General features: G+C 71.2%; 9 protein-coding genes. 3 read left to right on the forward strand and 6 right to left on the reverse strand.

The genetic code is table 11. The features are described from left to right. Positions 1 to 136 precede the first annotated feature (136 nt). Together ABGB08_RS14050 and ABGB08_RS14055 are read right to left on the reverse strand one after the other, a co-directional pair. Positions 137 to 3,223, reverse strand: coding sequence for a glycosyl hydrolase 115 family protein (locus ABGB08_RS14050; protein ID WP_347590173.1), 3,087 nt, complete (start codon positions 3,221 to 3,223; stop codon positions 137 to 139). Between the two features lie 170 nt (positions 3,224 to 3,393). Then, positions 3,394 to 4,011, reverse strand: coding sequence for an ATP-binding protein (locus tag ABGB08_RS14055; RefSeq protein WP_347590175.1), 618 nt, complete (start codon positions 4,009 to 4,011; stop codon positions 3,394 to 3,396). A gap of 567 nt (positions 4,012 to 4,578) precedes the next feature. On the opposite strand from ABGB08_RS14055, the gene ABGB08_RS14060 reads away from it, so the two are divergent. Continuing rightward, on the forward strand, positions 4,579 to 5,409 hold the full coding sequence (locus ABGB08_RS14060; protein WP_347590177.1) for a metallophosphoesterase: 831 nt from the start codon (positions 4,579 to 4,581) through the stop codon (positions 5,407 to 5,409). On the opposite strand, the gene ABGB08_RS14065 is transcribed toward ABGB08_RS14060, so the two are convergent. Both ABGB08_RS14065 and ABGB08_RS14070 read right to left on the reverse strand, forming a co-directional pair. Then, positions 5,396 to 6,019 carry a 4'-phosphopantetheinyl transferase superfamily protein gene (locus tag ABGB08_RS14065; RefSeq protein WP_347590179.1) on the reverse strand — a complete coding sequence of 208 codons (624 nt, stop codon included), beginning with the start codon at positions 6,017 to 6,019 and terminating at the stop codon, positions 5,396 to 5,398. The genes ABGB08_RS14060 and ABGB08_RS14065 overlap by 14 nt on opposite strands. A 15-nt stretch (positions 6,020 to 6,034) precedes the next feature. Next, on the reverse strand, positions 6,035 to 7,213 hold the full coding sequence (locus ABGB08_RS14070; protein WP_347590181.1) for a hypothetical protein: 1,179 nt from the start codon (positions 7,211 to 7,213) through the stop codon (positions 6,035 to 6,037). 230 nt (positions 7,214 to 7,443) lie between these two features. Here ABGB08_RS14070 and ABGB08_RS14075 point away from each other — a divergent pair, with 230 nt between their 5' ends. Further along, a complete protein-coding gene (locus tag ABGB08_RS14075) occupies positions 7,444 to 8,667 on the forward strand; it encodes a hypothetical protein (protein WP_347590183.1) in 1,224 nt (407 codons plus the stop codon). A 116-nt stretch (positions 8,668 to 8,783) separates the two neighbouring features. Here the strand turns inward: ABGB08_RS14075 and ABGB08_RS14080 are convergent, their stop codons facing one another. Further along, complete coding sequence (locus tag ABGB08_RS14080; RefSeq protein ID WP_347590185.1) at positions 8,784 to 11,798, reverse strand: hypothetical protein; 3,015 nt, start codon at positions 11,796 to 11,798, stop codon at positions 8,784 to 8,786. A gap of 178 nt (positions 11,799 to 11,976) precedes the next feature. Here ABGB08_RS14080 and ABGB08_RS14085 point away from each other — a divergent pair, with 178 nt between their 5' ends. Continuing rightward, on the forward strand, positions 11,977 to 15,033 hold the full coding sequence (locus ABGB08_RS14085) for an amino acid adenylation domain-containing protein (protein WP_347590187.1): 3,057 nt from the start codon (positions 11,977 to 11,979) through the stop codon (positions 15,031 to 15,033). Here ABGB08_RS14085 and ABGB08_RS14090 read toward each other — a convergent pair whose 3' ends face one another. Next, a complete protein-coding gene (locus tag ABGB08_RS14090; RefSeq protein WP_347590189.1) occupies positions 15,034 to 16,308 on the reverse strand; it encodes a condensation domain-containing protein in 1,275 nt (424 codons plus the stop codon). Positions 16,309 to 16,433: the final 125 nt, after the last annotated feature.

The following is a 16,433-nucleotide window of genomic DNA, read 5'->3' on the forward strand; positions in this document are numbered from 1 at the left end:
AGAAACCTAAATAATTTCGGGGTTTCTCGGCATTACAAAGTGTTTTGTCCGTCAGTGTCGCAATCTGTCAAGGAAAACACGGGAATGGGCGCGCGGACCCGTCCCGACCTAACGGGTCCGCGCGCCCCTGAGGGGGTTAGCTCCGCGTGCTCTGCGGCGGGCCGAGGTAGCTGGTGAGCACCCCGCCGGTGTCCACCACGAGCTTCTGCACGACCACCGTCGGGTCCACCATCCAGAATTTGAGCGTGTGCGCGCCCGGTTGCGCGATGGTGTGCGTGGTGACCGTCCGGTTGACGTTGTCGGAGGTGTTCCGCTCCCACTGGCGGTTCATCAGGGTGTCGTTCGAGCCCGTGGCGGCGATGACGTCCACCACCTGCGGGACGCCGTCGTCGATCGAGACGGCGTACTTGAGGCCCTCGGTGGGCAGCACGTTGTTACGCGGCGACAGGTAGGCCGTGACCTTGACCGGACCGCTGCTGAACAGGTGCATCTTGTATTCCAGCCGCGGGCTGTTCCCGCCCGGCGTCTGCCGCGCCGCCGTTACCGGAACCGGCGTCAGGCCGGATCCGGTACGGCCGATGCCCGGAATGCGCCGCCACGACACCCCGCCGGAGGAGACCGCCTTGGCGTACTGGTCCGCCTCGATCGACACGTACCCGTTCGCCTCGACGAACCCCTTGACCTGCGACACGTTCGGCTTCTGCACGACCGCCTGAACGACCACCCTGGACCCGCCGGGCCCGATCACCGTGATCGGGACGTTGGTGGTGCCCTTGGGCGCCTTCGACCAGTCCACCCGCAGCGTGCTGCGGACCTGCTTGTCCAGCCTGCCCCGGCTGGGCTCGGCCTTCAGCCAGGAGACCGACGGCTTGATCTGGTAGTCGAACGCCGTGGTGCCCCGGTTGAACACCTCGAGGTACTGCTCCGGCTGGCTCTGGTACGGACTGAACGCGGGTAGCACCGCCGGAGTCGTCGCGTTCGGCCACCAGGCGTTCGAGCCGTCCACGGCCACGCCCATCTCGGCGGCGGCGGGCAGCTGGATGCGCTTGACCGCGGGGAAGATCTCGTCGGGCAGCGCGACGTTGTTGAGCTCGGGCTGCTGCCAGGGGGCGTTCGGGCCGTAGCGGGCGATGTCGCCGTACCCGATCTTGGGCTGGAGCTGCCAGTTCTTCCACTTCCCGCCTGCCAGCCCGGTGTTGTAGTGCTGGTTGAGCGCCTGGTCGTCGGCGAACCTGGCCTCGGCGAGCGCGGCGAGGTCGTTGGTGGCGGCCCGGCCCTGCGCCGCGTAGCGGAGGTTGTTGAATTCGGCCAGGCGCAGCGCGTACAGGTTGGCGGTGGCCTTGACCTGGTAGAGCACGAGCTGGAAGTAGGCGTCCTGGGCGGCGCCGCCGAGCTGGCGGCCGATCTTCTCGGCCTGGGCGGACAGGGCGGCCCACTCGGCGGCCACGCGTTCCAGCTCGCGGTAGTTGGTCAGGCTGTAGGGGCTGGCCTGGTCGTCGTAGAGCACCGCGCTGGAGTCGGTGGACAGGTCCTTGGCCGGGTCCAGGCTGATCAGCCGGTTGAGCAGTTCCGGCTTGCGGCGGGACTGCAGGGCGGCGTAGGCGTGCAGGACGCCGGCGATGGCCTCGGCCTTGCTGGCGCCGAAGTTCTGGGCCGCGTACTGCTTCTCCCATTCGGGCAGTTTCTCCAGCGGCCACTTGTCCGGGTTCCAGGCGTAGTCGAGGAAGAACTGGAGCGGGAGTTCCTCGTTCTTCATGTCGCCGACGTTGACCACCCAGAGCCGGTCCACGCCGTACTCGTAGGAGAGATTGAGCTGCTCCCAGATGTTGGGCAGCTGGTTGGTGTCCACCCACTTGTAGTTGCGGCCGCCGCCGACGTAGTCGTAGTGGTAGTAGAGGCCGTAGCCGCCGGCGCGCGGCGGCATGCTCTGGTCGGGCAGCTTGCGCATGTTGCCCCAGTTGTCGTCGGTGAAGACGACGGTCACGTCGTCGGGCACGCGCAAGCCGCGGTCCCAGTACCGCTGGACCTCCTTGTAGAGGGTCCACACCTGCGGGATCGTCGTGACGTCCTGGCCGGACTCCTGCGCGAGGATCTCGCGCTCGCTCTCGATGATGCTCCGCATCAGCTCGATGCCGTCGCCGTCGGGCAGGCTCACGTCGCCGTTGCCGCGCATGCCGAGCGTGACGACGCCCTCGAAGTCCTCCCCCTTCATCCGGCGGATGCCGTCCCGCCAGTACGCCTTGATCGCGTCGGGGTTACGCCGGAAGCTCCACTCGCCGGTCCCCCCGTAGGGGTCGCGGCCCGGCGTCACGATGTTCCCGGCCGAGTCGCGTACGGCGGCCACCGCGTGCCGGTTCCACTCCTCGATGCCGCGCATCATCGGCGCCTCGTGCGAGGTGCCCATCACCACCCCGTACGCCTTGGCGGTCGCGTGGTTCTGCGGATCGTCCTCGGCGAACGCGCGCCCCCACACGGCGGGCCACAGATAGTTGGCCTTCAGCCGCAACATGGTCTCGAAGACCTTCGCGAACAGGTGCCGGTTGAACCCGCCCTCGAAGCCGGGCGCGAGACCCGGACCGAAGAACTCCGGCCCCCAGGTGCCGAGCGCCGGGTTCTCGTCGTTGATGAAGAAGCCCCGGTACTTCACGGCGGGAGTGCCCTGCGTGTGCCGCCCCGGCTCGACGTACAGCGAGCTCCGGTGCCGGATGGGCACGTCGTCCCACCAGTACCAGGGCGAGACGCCGATCTCCTTGGACACGTCGTACACGCCGAAGATCGTGCCGCGCTGGTCGCTGCCCGCGATCACGAACGCGCTCCGCACGCCCGGCAGCGGGTCGCGCACGACCTGCTCGATGGTGGTCTCCCACTTGCCCGCGATGCTGGAGACGTCCAGTTTCCCGGCCGCGACCAGGCCGTCCACGAGCGGGCTGTGCCCGAGCGTGCCGACGATCACCACCTCACCCTGGGCCTGGCCGGACACGGCGGGGCGGACGCCTGTCACCTTCTGGATGTCGGACTGCAGGTCGCCGACCGCCCGGACCACGCCGGGATAGTCGTCGGCGCTGACCACCAGCGGAGCGGCCCGGCCCCCGGCGACCAGGGGAAATCGCCCGTTCCCCGGACTGCTGACGATGTAGGAACCGTTCTGGGCGCCCGCCTCGGCGGGCACGGCCGTGACGCCGGCCGCGATCACCACCCCAGCGGCTAACAGGATTCTGGACACGACCGAACCTGCGGAGAGCCTTGCCATGACGCGACCTCCGGGTGCGAGTTCTCCGAAAGTTTCCTTATCCCTACGAAACTTTCACCATCGACGCAACCCGGGATGTTAGACCGGACGACTGACCTGGTCAACCACGGATGACAAGTACGCAGGGCCATCCCATGTACGTTTCACCGGGAACGTTCGAACACGATTCGGCGTAACCGGTCCGCCGAGGGGCGGTCGAGGACGCGAACCCCGTGCGCGGGCGGCAGCGCGCCGGACCTGGCCCGGGCCAGCAGCACCCGCCAGCGGCGGCGGTGCCGGGTGAAGGTCACCTCCGGCACGACCCGGCCACGCGCGATCTGCCCGGCCATGGCCGTCTCGTCCGGCACATCCAGCATGATCACGTGGAGCTGGCGGCCGGTGAGGCGGGCCAGCAGGGCGAAGCCGTACAGCAGGTGCGGCCAGGCGGCGCGGGAGTGGGCGACCACGGGCCGCCCGTTCGGGAGGCTGCGGATGATCCGCCACGTGTGAGCGAGATGCACGACCAGGCTGCGGCCCCGGCGGGGCAGGCGCGCGAGCAGGCGGGCCCAGCGGGCCCGGGCCTGGCGGGAGTCGATCACCAGGGTGCCGTCGCGCAGGACGGGGCGGGTCTCGTCGCCGCGCAAGCCGTACAGCTGGTCGAGCAGGGTGCTCTTGCCCGCGCCGGGCAGGCCGGTGAGCAGAACGAGAGCCCGCGCCGGGAACACGATCTCCAGCGCGGTGGTCCTGGGCATCAGGCCCGCACTCGAGAAGGCATGCAGCACACGATAACGGCATCCGGGCGATGACAGGGATCCTCACTCGACAACGGCGTCCGCCCCGACGGCACCCTGATCACCGGCAACGACCCGCACGACACGAGCGTGGAGGTGGGCGCGGCCTACATCGCCGACTGGCTCGGCCACCTGACCGGCAAGTACGGCACCGCCGCCTAGGGCGGGGTGAAGTTCTACAACCTGGACAACGAGCCGGACATCTGGCACAGCACCCACCGGCGCCGAGCTGACCAGCGCCGTCGACGTCACCGGCCGCTTCGCCCCGGCCGCGCCCGGGCGCGGACGCGTACCTGGGGGTCGGCTTCACCGCGAACGCCGGATCGCTCAATCCCGGCAGATCCACCGGGGGTATCGAACTGTGCCTGACCAGGAACCATGGCACGTTCATCGAGACCGGCGACCACAGCTGGGCGGCTCCGACCTCAGGTTACGTGGCCAATCCCAAGGTCACCGTGTATGTGGACGGCGTGCGGGTAGCAGGCGTCGAACCGTGAGCCGGCCGGGCGCGGCAGCCCCCCTGCCGCCGCGCCCGGCGCGCTTGAGAGACTTTCGACCATGAGTTTTCTGCTGGCCCTCAGCGACCTGCACATCGGGTATCCGGAGAACCGCGAGATCGTCGAGCGGATCCGGCCCCGGACGACGTCGGACTGGCTGCTGGTGCCGGGAGACATCTCGGAGAAGGCCGCCGACATCGAATGGGCGCTGGGCCTGCTGGCGTCCCGGTTCGAGAAGGTGGTGTGGGCGCCGGGCAACCACGACCTGTGGACCCATCCCTCCGACCCGGACCAGATCCGCGGCGTGGAGCGGTACGAGCGGCTGGTGAAGTCGTGCCGGGAGCTCGGGGTGGTGACGCCGGAGGATCCGTACCCGATCTGGATCGGGCCGGAGGGCCCGGTCACGGTGGCGCCGCTGCTGCTGCTCTACGACTACACCTACCGGATGCCGGGCGTCACCACGAAGGCGGAGGCGCTGCGGCGCGCCCACGCGGCCGGGGTCGTCTGCACCGACGAGATGCTGCTCCACCCCGACCCCTACCCGAGCATCGACGCCTGGTGCCAGGCCCGCCTGGACGAGACCGAGCGCCGCCTCGGCGAGCTCCCGCCCGGCACCGCGACCATTCTGGTCAACCACTATCCGCTGGTCAGGGATCCGACGTTCGTGCTGCGCTACCCGGAGTTCGCGATCTGGTGCGGCACCGAGCGCACCGCCGACTGGCACCTGCGCTTCAACGCCCGCACGGTGGTCTACGGCCACCTGCACATCCCCCGCACCACCTGGTACGACGGCGTGCGCTTCGAGGAGGTCTCGCTCGGCTACCCGCGCGAGTGGGGACCGCGCGCCGCCCCGCCCGGGGTCCTGCGGCAGATCCTGCCTAGCCCAGCGTGATCGCGGTCACCACCAAGCCCGACTCGCGCAGCCAGCGCCCGTCGAAGCCGGTGAGCCCGCGCGGCCCGGGGACCAGCAGGCGGGCGGCGAAGGTGCCCGCCGGGTCGAGGGTGATCTCCGCCTCCTCGAAGCCCAGCCAGCGGCGGGCCAGCGGGAACCACGCCTTGTAGACCGACTCCTTGGCGCTGAACAGCAGCCGGTCCCAGTGGACCGAGTCGTCCAGGTCGCCGAGCGCCTGCCGCTCGCCGGGCAGCGCGATCGTGTCCAGCACGCCCTCCGGCAGCGGCGCGTCCGGCTCGGCGTCGATGCCGATCGTGACCGCTTCGAGAGAGAGCGCGGCGGCGCGGTAGCCGTCGCAGTGCGTCATCGTGCCCACCACGCCCGGCGGCCAGCCCGGCGCGCCGCGCTCGCCCGGCACGATCGGCGCGGGCGGGATCCCCAGCCTGGCCATGGCCTGCCGCGCGCAGTGCCGTGCCGTGGTGAACTCCCGCCGCCGCTTGTCCACCGCCTTCGCGATGTACCGCTCCTCCTCGGGGAACAGCGTGGCCTCCACCGGATCGGCGAACGCCTCGGCGCTCTCCACCCACGGCGGCAGGATCTTCTCGATCAACGAACCCTCCAGGCTCTACAGGGACAGTCCCAGCAGCCCGGTCCGCACGCCCACCGACACGTCCAGGCCGTTACCCCCGAGAATCGGCAGCTCGACGGAGGCCTCGACCTCCAGGATAGGCGCGCCGGCCGGCTCGGAGGCGGGGGGCGGCGGCTGCTGCGACTCGCCGTCCGGAACGGTCGCGGGGTCGTCCTCGGGCTCGGCGCTCGCGGCCGGAGCCTGCGATTCCGAGATCCTGGGCTCCTTCGCCTTCGGCGTGGGCGTCGGGCTCTTCCGCGGCGTGGCGATGCGCGGGGAGCCGGTCTCCTCGGCGATCACCACCGGTTTGTGGCGCACCGGGAGCGGCTCGCTGTTCTCGACCGGCTGGACGACCACCAGGCTGGGCGTCGGGAGCAGCGTCACCGCCGGACGGGCCGGGGGCTCGGCGGCCTGGTGCGACTGCCGGGACGGCCGGTCCCCGGCGGAGACGGCCACCACGACGACCGCGGCGGCGGCGAGGGCCACCAGGGTGGCGACCTTGACGCGGCTGGGCCGGGGTGCCGCCGGAGGACTCACCGGCTCCTCGGGGACGGCGGAGGCGTGGGAGGAGGCGAGGGCGGCCAGGGCGACCCGGCCCGGCCGCTCCCAGTCGGGGCCGAGCGCGGCCACCGCCACCGCCTCCACCTCGGCGGCGAAGACCGCGGCCGAGGACGGCCGGTGCTGCGGGGCCTTGGACAGGCCGCGTTCGACCAGCCGCCGCAGCCCTTCCGGCACCTGCTCGACCGGCGGCGGCACGGTCCGGTGCAGCCAGCCCAGCCGCGCCGCCGCGGCCGCGTCGAACGGCGGCCCGCCGGTGAGGCATTCGAAGAACACGGCGGTCGCCGCGTAGATGTCGCTCGCGGGGCTGGCGGGAGCGCCCCGCCACAGTTCCGGGGCTTTGTACGCGGGCGTCTCGGCCGGGTCGGCGGTGAGCCGGATCCCCCCAGCCGGGGTGACGATCACGTTCTCGGGCGCCAGGTCCGGATATACGGCCCCGTCCCGATGGGCGGCCGCCTGCGCGACCAGCGTGCCTTTCAGCACCAGCAGCGCGGCCGCGAATCCTGTCCCGCCCTCTTCCCTGATCAGCAGGCGTAAGTCGACCCCATCGCCCACGTCCGCGCCCTCTCCGTCCACCTGCTCGACATTTCCGTGCCAGGATCCGTCCGGGTCCGCCATCGCGGCCTCCCAGGATTTAATGAGAAAGTTGTGATCTTGGACAGCCGCAGCGGTGAGTCGCCTCGCGGCGGCTCGGCGGCTGATCATGGGACAGGTTTCTCGTTAACACGGGGTCAGATCACCTCATCTACGGACGTTAGCCACCTACTCTTCCACTGTCGAGAGCGCCTCTCGACAGATAGGGTCCCGCAATTCACGATGAAATCGCCGGACGACAAGGGGGAGGTCCCGTGGCGCGGAGATCCTGGGGCGATATCACCTTCGTCGGATTTCTCGTCTTAGTTCTGGCGGGCGTGACCGCGCTGCTGGTCCGTCCGCCCTCGGTCACATCACCGCCGCGCCCGCTGGCCGCGCCGTCGTTCCCGGCTCAGCTGGCCGCCTTCCCGTCCGTACGGGAGGTCTGGCCGGAGGCCGTGGCCAAGATCCCGGCCTGGTCGTACCGGGACTGGGCGCTGCGCCCGCTGGCCCGGATGGACGCGAGCCGGGTGCTCATGGAGGAGGTCGGCGACCCGGGCGAGGATTCCACGCTCATCGCCTTCAACCTCCAGATGGGCCTGGGCGTGCCGATGGGCACGATCCCGAACCGGCGGGGCCGCGAGGAGCACGAGATCACCTCGGCCGTCGCCGCGGACGGCGCGGTCGCCTGGTACCGCACGGTCGAGCAGAAGTCGGCCACGGTCGGCGAGCTCTGGACGATGCCCGCCGACGGCGGCAAGGCGCTGCTGCTCGCCACCATCCCCGGCGTCACGGTCGGCCGCGACCCCAAGCTGGCCATCAACGGCGAGGACCTGTTCTGGACCTTCCCGGCGGGCGGCCTCGACCGCATCCCGCTCAAGGGCGGCGAGGTCCAGCGGATCCAGAACACCGAGGGCATGCGGGTGAAGGACTGGCCGTGGATCGGCGACAACCGCCGCCTGCTCAACCTCGCCACCGGCGAGCGCATCACCGTCCGCGCCCCCGCCGACGCCGACATCACCTGCGGCCCCCGCTGGTGCGTCGGCACCCAGATCGTCTCCACCACCACGGTGCGCGTCTTCGTGCAGCGCCCCGACGGCTCCCGCCGCGCCATGCTCCCGCCCTGGGTGGTCTTCCCGTTCGGCCTGCTCGGCCAGCGCTACCTGCTCCTGCAGACCGTCCCCCCGCGCGGCTCCCCCGCCGGCGACAAGGCCCCCAGCTCGATCGTCTACGACCTGGACACCGGCATCACCGCCACCCTGATGACCTTGTACGGCACCGAGCCCGTCCTCGGCGCCGGCGGCGTCAACCCCGGCGTCGCCGACCCCCTCGTCTACTGGGCCACTTCCGACAAGGCCACCGCCACCCCCAAAAGCGAATCCAAACGCAACCTGGTCCGCTCCGCGGCCACCTTCGCGATGACCCACCAGGGCGTCGACGCCCTCTTCGCCGTCCCCGAGAAGTACTGGCTCCTAGACACCACAGCCCTGACCGGCTGACCGGAAGCCAATAATAAGTCTGCCTATTATAGGTATGTTTATTATTGGCCGCCCGAAGACGCGCGGCCCGCCGGAGCAGGCCGCGCGCCGCGTTGTGGAGTTAGCCGCGTGTGGGGTCAGGGGAACATGCGGACGGCGTCGCAGCCGAAGAAGCGGTAGGTCTCTCCCTGGCGTGGTGCGTAGGAGCCCGCGAGGCAGGCTTCGGTGGCGTTGGCGGGCAGGTCGGTGTCGTGGGCGGTGAAGGTCATCAGCATGTCGAGGTCGAGGTCGATGACGATCTCGAGGGGGCCGCGTTCGATGCTGAGGGTCTTGACGCCGATGTTGTGGATGGGGGGAGCGCCGTGGGCGGCGGCGCCGTTTCTGGTGCCGAAGCGCACGGTCTCGGGCTTGATCTTGGTGGCGTCGAAGGCGAGGGGGAGGTTGTATTCGCCCGCGCGGGTGGTCAGGGCCGCGACCGGGACGATGCCGTGGGCGAGGTTGACCAGGTTGGGGTTGAGGCCGGGCACGATGTTGATGGCGACCGGGACGATGCAGTCGACCGTGAAGGTGGTCTGGCGCTGGTTGTTGGCGGGAGTGGGGTCGGAGGCGTCCGCGCTGGCGGGGGTGACCGTGCCGGTCACCGTGTAGGTGTGCGGTCCCGGCTGGGCGCAGCCGATGGTGAGCGTCTTCTGGACGGTCTGCGGGGTTCCGGCGGCGAGCGCGGCCACCGGGGTGGTGGTCGCGGCCGGGGTGATGGACGCGCCCGCCGCGGCCGTCGCGGCCGTGGTCAGGGTGGCGTTCATCGGGGTGGACGGGCCGCCGTTGGCGACCGTGCCGGTGACCGTGACGGGCAGGGTCTGCCCGATCAGGATCTGGCTGGGCGCGGCGGCCTGGAGCGCGGTGACCGACAGGTCGGCGACGGCGACCACCCGGGTGGTGGTGCTCGCCTCGTTGTCGGCCGATTCGGAGTCGGGGCCCGCCAGGTTGCTGACGGCCGCCCGGTTGGTGAGCGTCTTGGGGCCGCCGTTGGCGTGGACCAGACCGGCGGGCACGCTCGCCCGGAGGGTGAACTGGCTGGTGCCGCCCGCGCCCAGCTCGCCCAGGTTGCAAGTGACGGTCGCGCCGGAGGCCGTACAGGGGAGGGAAGCGCCGGTGTAGGTGACGTCGGCGGGGAGGGTGTCGACGACGCGCACCGAGGTGGCGGGGGCGTCGCCCTCGTTCGTGACGGTGACCGTGTACGTGAGCTCGGTGCCCGCCGCCACCGGGTCGGGCGCGTCGGCCACGGTCACGGCCAGGTCGGTGGTGTTCAGGTCCCGCCAGAGGGCCTCCAGCCGGGCGGTGGTGGGCTCGTGGTGGTCGGCCCGGTGCACCGGGGCGCTGGCGGAGTCGCCGAACTGGCGGAACGGCAGCGAGATGAAGGTCCAGTCGTCGGATCCGCGCAGCGTGCTGTCGGTGCTGGCGTTCATGCACTCCACCGGCTCGCCGTTGAGGCCCACCGTGTCGATGTTGGCGATCACCGGGTTCTCGAACGGCGGGTCGGCGCGGTCGCCGTTCCAGTCCGGCCGGACGTCCAGGTCGCGGGGGGCGCGGCGGCCCGCGCCGTTGACGAAGACGAACCGGTTGACCGGGTCGGCGTCGTCCACGATCACGTTCTCGTTGAGCTGGTTCTCGATCAGGTTGGCGAGGGGCGCGTTCCCCCGGGTCTCGCCGTCGAAGGCGATTCTCGGCGGGGAGAAGTCGAGAATGCGCCCGCCGCCCTGGCGGGCGATCCCGGCGCTGCTGAGGAAGTAGTTCATGATGCTGACGTAGTTGGGCTTGCAGTTCTGCTCCTCGAAACCGCCGTGGTCGAGGAGGAGCGTGTGGCCCAGCTCGTGCATGACGCTGACGCCGTCGTTGTTGAAGTCGATGAAGTCGTTGCCGCCGTACTCGCCGCTGCCGCCGGGGGGATCGGCGCAGCCGTCGGGGTTGGCGCTGATGGCGTAGCGGAAGATCAGGCGGCGGGTCTTGTCGAACATCAGGTTCTTCGCGTCGTAGAACGCGTCGTCCAGGTCGCAGGCGGTCAGCCCGGTGATCATGTTGCCGCGGCCGTTGGCGCCCAGGTCGTCGCCGATCAGGCAGTCGGGGTCGTCGGCGCCGGCCTTGCCGTCGCCGTCGTCGTCGGCGTTGTTCCCGCAGTTGGCGGGGAGCGGATCCTCGACGTCGCCGTCGAGGTTCAGGCAGTCGGTGTCCCTGCCGTCGGTCAGGCCGTCTCCGTTGTTGTCCAGGCCGTCGTGGCAGGTGCCGGCCGGAGTGCCCTCACGCAGGTTCGCGTCGGCCAGGTTGCCCATGTCGACGTGCAGGTTGATGCCGCGGGTGCCGTCCGGGTTGGGCTGCGCGCTCACTCCGCCCCGGGTGCCCGCCAGGGTGCCCGCGTTCTTGGGGGCGGCCGCGAACGCGGCTTTCATCGCGGTCACGTCGGACTTGCCGAGGTTGCGGCCCTGCTCGTAGTCGAGTTCGAGGAACAGGTCCTTGTGGTTGGGGTCGGCCCCCATCGCGGGCAGGTCGACGTCGATGGTCGCGTCGCCGTTGTCGTTGTAGCCGTTGCGCTCCCAGCCGTCCAGCAGGCCGTCCCCGTCGGCGTCGGAGCCAGGAGTGGGGCTGACGTCGAAGCAGACCTCGACGCGCGGCTCGTCGTCATCGTCGCCGTCGCCGGTCGCGCACGACTGCGGCCAGTTCACGTCACCGGACCAGCGGCCGTCGGCGTAGTTGACGGTGAAGTCGAGGGTGTTGTCGTCGTTGCGCGGGCTGGTGTCGCCGAGGTCGTCACCGCTCGTGCTGTCGTGGTCCCACAGCTGGATGGCCACGGGCACGCTCTGGGCGTTCTCGTCGACCTGCTGGGTGACCGGCCAGTACGGCTCGATCAGCACCTGGTCCTCCGCGCCGCGCGGGGTGCGGTGTTCGACGCCGTTGATGAAGACCTTGGCGTAGAAGTCGGCGGCGGACTCACCCGCGGCCTCCAGACCTTCGTTGCGGCAGTCGTCGACGCAGCGCACCTTCGTGATCGTGATGGTGAGCGGCTTGGTGGCGACGGCCCGCGCCGCCATCGGCGGCAACAGCCCCGCCACGAGCAGGATCGCCGCGAACGCCGCGATCCACAACCTTCGTAAGGCCATGTGCCTTCCCCTCCGTGAGTGTGTCATGTCGTCTCACGGTCGGTCATAGGGGTGTCGCGGAGCGTGAGTAGCCTCCTACTCAATTGACGGGGGATCCGAGTGATCATAGTGTCGGTGGGAACGCTCCCACTGAGTACCGTACGACCGTAGTTCGCCGTACTCCCAGGGAGCACCCCCCATGATCGAGCTGCCGCTCACGGCCGCCCAGGAACGTGTCTGGTTCCTCCAGCAGGTGGATCCGCAGGACGCCTCCCACCATCTCTCCCAGACCACCCGGCTGACCGGCCCGGTCGACCCGGCGCGGCTGGTCCGCGCGTTCGGGGAGATCGTCGCCAGGCACGAGGCGCTGCGGGCCAGGTTCCCGGCCAGGGACGGCGGTCCTGTGCAGGTCATCGACCCGCCGTGGGAGTTCGAGCTGACGCGGTTGCCGCTGGCGGGCCCGGCCGAGGCCATGGTGAACGCGCTGATCGGGCGGCCGTTCGACCTGGCCGCCGGGCGGCTGCTGCGGGCCTGGCTGATCGAGTGCGGCCCTGACGAGCACATCCTGTGCGTGGTGGCGCACCACATCGTCTGCGACGGGCGGTCGATCGGCATCATCGCCGACGAGCTGACCGCGCGCTACGCCGGGGCCCCGCTCGACCCCCTCCCCGTGCGGTATTCCGAGGTCGTGGAGGTGGCGGAGGAGAGCGCGGAGTCGCTGGCGTACTGGACCGAGGCGCTGGCGGGGGCGGCGGCGCTGGAGCCGGTGACCGATCGGCCGCGTCCGGCGGTGGCGGAGACGGCGAGCGCGCACCTGCTGCACCCGCTGCCGCCGGAGGTGACCGGCCCGTTTGCGGCGCTCGCGACCAAGGAGCGGTGCACGCTCTTCATGGCGCTGATGGCGGTGTACCAGGTGCTGCTGTCGGGGCGCAGCGGCCAGAGCGACTTCTGCGTGGGCTTCCCGACGGCGGGCCGGGACCGGGAGGAGCTGGAACGCCTGGTGGGGTATTTCTCCAACACCGTCGTCGCTCGTGCCGATTTATCCGGCGATCCGTCGTTTCGTGAGGTGCTGCGGCGCACCCGTACCCGCCTGCTGGCCGGGTACCGCCACCAGAAGGTGCCGTTCGAGCGGCTGCTGCCCGCGCTGAACATCGAACGCGACCTGAGCCGCGCCCCGCTCTTCCAGACCATGTTCGGCATGCACCACCAGACCGGCGGCCCCGGCCTCCAGCTGGAGGGCGTGACGTCGGAGCGCGCCGACGCCGGGTTCGGCCACATGCCCTACGACCTGAAGGCCGACATCTTCGGCCTGAGCGGCGTCTGGCAGCTGCTGCTCGTCTACAACACCGGCCTGTTCGACGAGGAAACCATCCTCGGGTACGCCCATGACTTCGAAACCCTGATGGCCCGCGTCGCCGCCGACCCCGGCCTGCGCCTGTCCGAGCTGACCGCCCCCGCCGGCGCGGAACACGACCGCCTCATCCGCGAATGGAACCAGACCGCGCCCCCCGCCACCGATCTGTTCCCCGAGCTGTTCGACCGCCAGGTCCGCCTCCGCCCGGACGCGATCGCCGTCAGCGCCGGCGACACCCGCCTGAGCTACGCCGAACTCGACCGCCGCGCCGACGACCTGGCCGCCCGCCTCCCCGTACGCCCCGGCGAGCTGGTGGCCGTCTGCCTGCCCAGAACCCCCGAATCCCTGGTGGCGCTGCTCGCCGTCCAGCGGACCGGCGCGGCGTACGTGCCGATCGACCCCGCCTTCCCGCCCGCCCGCCTGGCCTTCGTCCTGGACGACTGCGCCGCCTCCCTGGTCCTGGCGAGCCAGGAAACCCTCAAGGCCCTGCCAGGTCACCCGGTCCCGACCGTGCTCATCGACAACCCGCCGCCCGCGCGCGACGGCTTCACCCGCGCCACGACCCGGGGCGTGGATACCGCCTACGTCCTCTACACCTCCGGCTCGACCGGCAAGCCCAAGGGCGTGCCCGTCCCGCACGCCGCCCTCGCCAACCTGCTGGCCTCGATGGCGGCCCTGCTGGAGGCCGCGCCGGACCACGTCTGGCTCGGCCTCACCTCGCTCTCCTTCGACATCTCCGCGCTCGAGCTCTACCTGCCGCTCATCACCGGCGGCCGGGTCGAGATCGCCGACACGGCCACCGCGGCGGACGGCTTCGCCCAGGCGCGGCTGATCAAGGAGGCGGCTGTCACGCACGCGCAGGCGACCCCGTCGGGCTGGCGCATGCTGCTGGACTCCGGCTTCCGCGACTCGGCGCTGACCGCTCTGGCCGGCGGCGAGGCGCTCAGCCCGGAGCTGGCCCGCCGCCTGCGGGCCTCGGTAGGACGGCTGGTCAACGTCTACGGCCCCACCGAGACGACCATCTGGTCCACCTTCTGGGAGGTCCCCGCCGAACCCGCGGCGGTCAGGATCGGCGCCCCCATCGGCGGCACCCAGGTCTACGTGCTCGGCGAGCACCTCGGCCCGGTCCGCACCGGCGTCCCCGGCGAGCTGCTCATCGGCGGCGCCGGGGTCGCCCACGGCTACCTCGGCCGCCCGGCCCTGACCGCCGAGCGTTTCGTCCCCGACCCGTACGGGAAGCCCGGCGCCCGCCTCTACCGCACCGGCGACATGGTCCGCTGGCGGCGCGAAGGTGAGCTGGAGTTCCTGGGCCGGACCGACAACCAGGTCAAGGTGCGCGGCCACCGGATCGAGCTGGGCGAGGTGGAGGCGGCCTGCGAGGCGTTCCCCGGCGTGCTCCAGGCGGTCGCCGCCGTGCACGAGGAGAACCTGATCGCCTACATCGTCGGCGAGGTCAGCCTGGGCGCGCTCTCCCGGGCGCTGGCCGGCACCCTCCCGGCGTACCTGGTGCCCGCCCGTTTCATCCGGATCGCCGCCCTGCCGATGACCCCGAACGGCAAGGTCGACCGGGCCGCGCTGCCCAGCCCGACGGCGCAGCGCGCCGAGTTCACCCCGCCAAGGACCGACGCCGAGTCGCTGGTCGCCGACATCTGGACCGAGGTGCTCGGGGTGCCGCGCGTGGGCGCGCACGACGACTTCTTCCGCCTCGGCGGCCAGTCCCTGCTGGCGGTCCGGGTGGCGGCGCGCATCCTCGCCATCACCGGCATGGAGCTGCCGATCCTCACCATGTTCACCCGGCGGACGGTGGCCGACCTGGCCATCGCGCTGGAGGAGGGACTGACCGCCGAACTGTCGGACATGTCGGATGAGGAGGCCGAACGCCTGCTGGCCGGCGAAGCCTGATCAGGCGGCGTCCAGGACGAGGTTCTCCAGTTCCGGCAGGAAACGCGCGATCTGTTCATTCGTGAGGCAACGCGTGTCGGCCGTCAGCTGGAGAACCAGGCCGCCGTCCCGCGCGTCCAGGACCAGCAGGCAGAACCGGCAGCGGATGCCGTCCGGGTCGGGCAGCCAGTCCAGCCGCGACTTGGCGTCCGGACTGGCCGGGGCCCGGTCGGCGGCCTGCCGCACGTCGTTGAAGCAGCAGTACGGGTTCAGCTCGGCCCCGCGCTCCGCCCCCAGCCGGGCCAACGCCGCGTCCAGGGCGGGCTGGTCGTAGTAGGCGTGCCGGTAGGCGGCCAGCGCGGCCCGCCACGCCCGGGGCACCAGTTCGTCGAAGTCCGCGCCGACGTCGAGCACGAACAGGCCGAGCTGGTCGAGCGTGGTGACCATGCCGCGCAGGTCGCCGGAGAAACGGTTGCCCACGATCGTGGAGAGCGCGACCGACTCGTGCCCGGTGCGCGCGCCGACGAGGACGGCGGTGGCGGCCAGCAGCACGGTGGAGGAGCTCACCTCGTGCCGGTCCGCGACCTTCCTGGCGGCCGCCGCGAGCGCCTCGGAGGTCAGCCTGACCCGGCGGTGCCGGGGCCTCGAGCCGGGGTTCGCGGGCGTGAACATGACCGGGGGGACGCGCTCGTACTGGCCGGTCCAGAAGGCGACGGCGGCGCGGGTGCGGCGGTCGCCACCCTCACACTGGTCGCGGGCCAGGTCCATGGGCTGCGCGGGCGGCGGCCCGCCGATCGAGCCCTGGCGCAGCAGCACGCGCAGATCCCTGAGCACGATCTCGACGGCGTGCCCGTCGGCCGCCAGATGGGACAGCACGAGCACCACCCAGCGCACCAGGCCGCCCGAGGTGACCAGGCCCACCCGCAGCGGCCAGTCCCTGGCGTGATCGAAGTCCGCCGCCGAGAACTCCGCCATGAGCGAGGCGGCGATGCCCGCGGCGGCACCCGGCTCGGCCTCCACGACCCGCAGCGGGATGCGCCCCGACGCGTGGACCACCTGCCGCGGCTCACCCGCGCTGACGATCACCTGGGTGCGCAGCGCCTCGTGCCGCTCGGCCAGCGAGCCGACCGCCCTGGCCACCTCCGCGGCCGCCGCGCCGCCGCGCCTGGGCACCATCAGCACCCGCCCGATGTTGAAATGACCCGGCGGATTGCGCGCCATCGCGTCCCAGATCCCCCGCTGCCCCCAGGTCAGCGGAGCCTGCCCGGACCGGCCACCACCGAAGTCGGCGTACACCCGTCGCCCCCTCCTCAGCTTCTCGGGACCGAAAGTTTTCATTCACCAGCGAAAATTTCGAGGGAGCGCACCCGGATGCTAACCATGGCCGCCTGGACGGTCAACATGGGGCTACCCCGGTGGCG

Origin of the sequence: Acrocarpospora sp. B8E8 (genome assembly GCF_039871605.1) — a bacterium.
Classification (GTDB): Bacteria; Actinomycetota; Actinomycetes; order Streptosporangiales; family Streptosporangiaceae; genus Acrocarpospora; species Acrocarpospora macrocephala.

Coding starts and splice junctions, on each gene's coding strand:
- ABGB08_RS14085 (WP_347590187.1), top strand. CDS start 11,977: ATGATCGAGCTGCCGCTCACGGCCGCCCAGGAACGTGTCTGGTTCCTC.
- ABGB08_RS14070 (WP_347590181.1), bottom strand. CDS start 7,213: ATGGCGGACCCGGACGGATCCTGGCACGGAAATGTCGAGCAGGTGGAC.
- ABGB08_RS14080 (WP_347590185.1), bottom strand. CDS start 11,798: ATGGCCTTACGAAGGTTGTGGATCGCGGCGTTCGCGGCGATCCTGCTC.
- ABGB08_RS14060 (WP_347590177.1), top strand. CDS start 4,579: ATGAGTTTTCTGCTGGCCCTCAGCGACCTGCACATCGGGTATCCGGAG.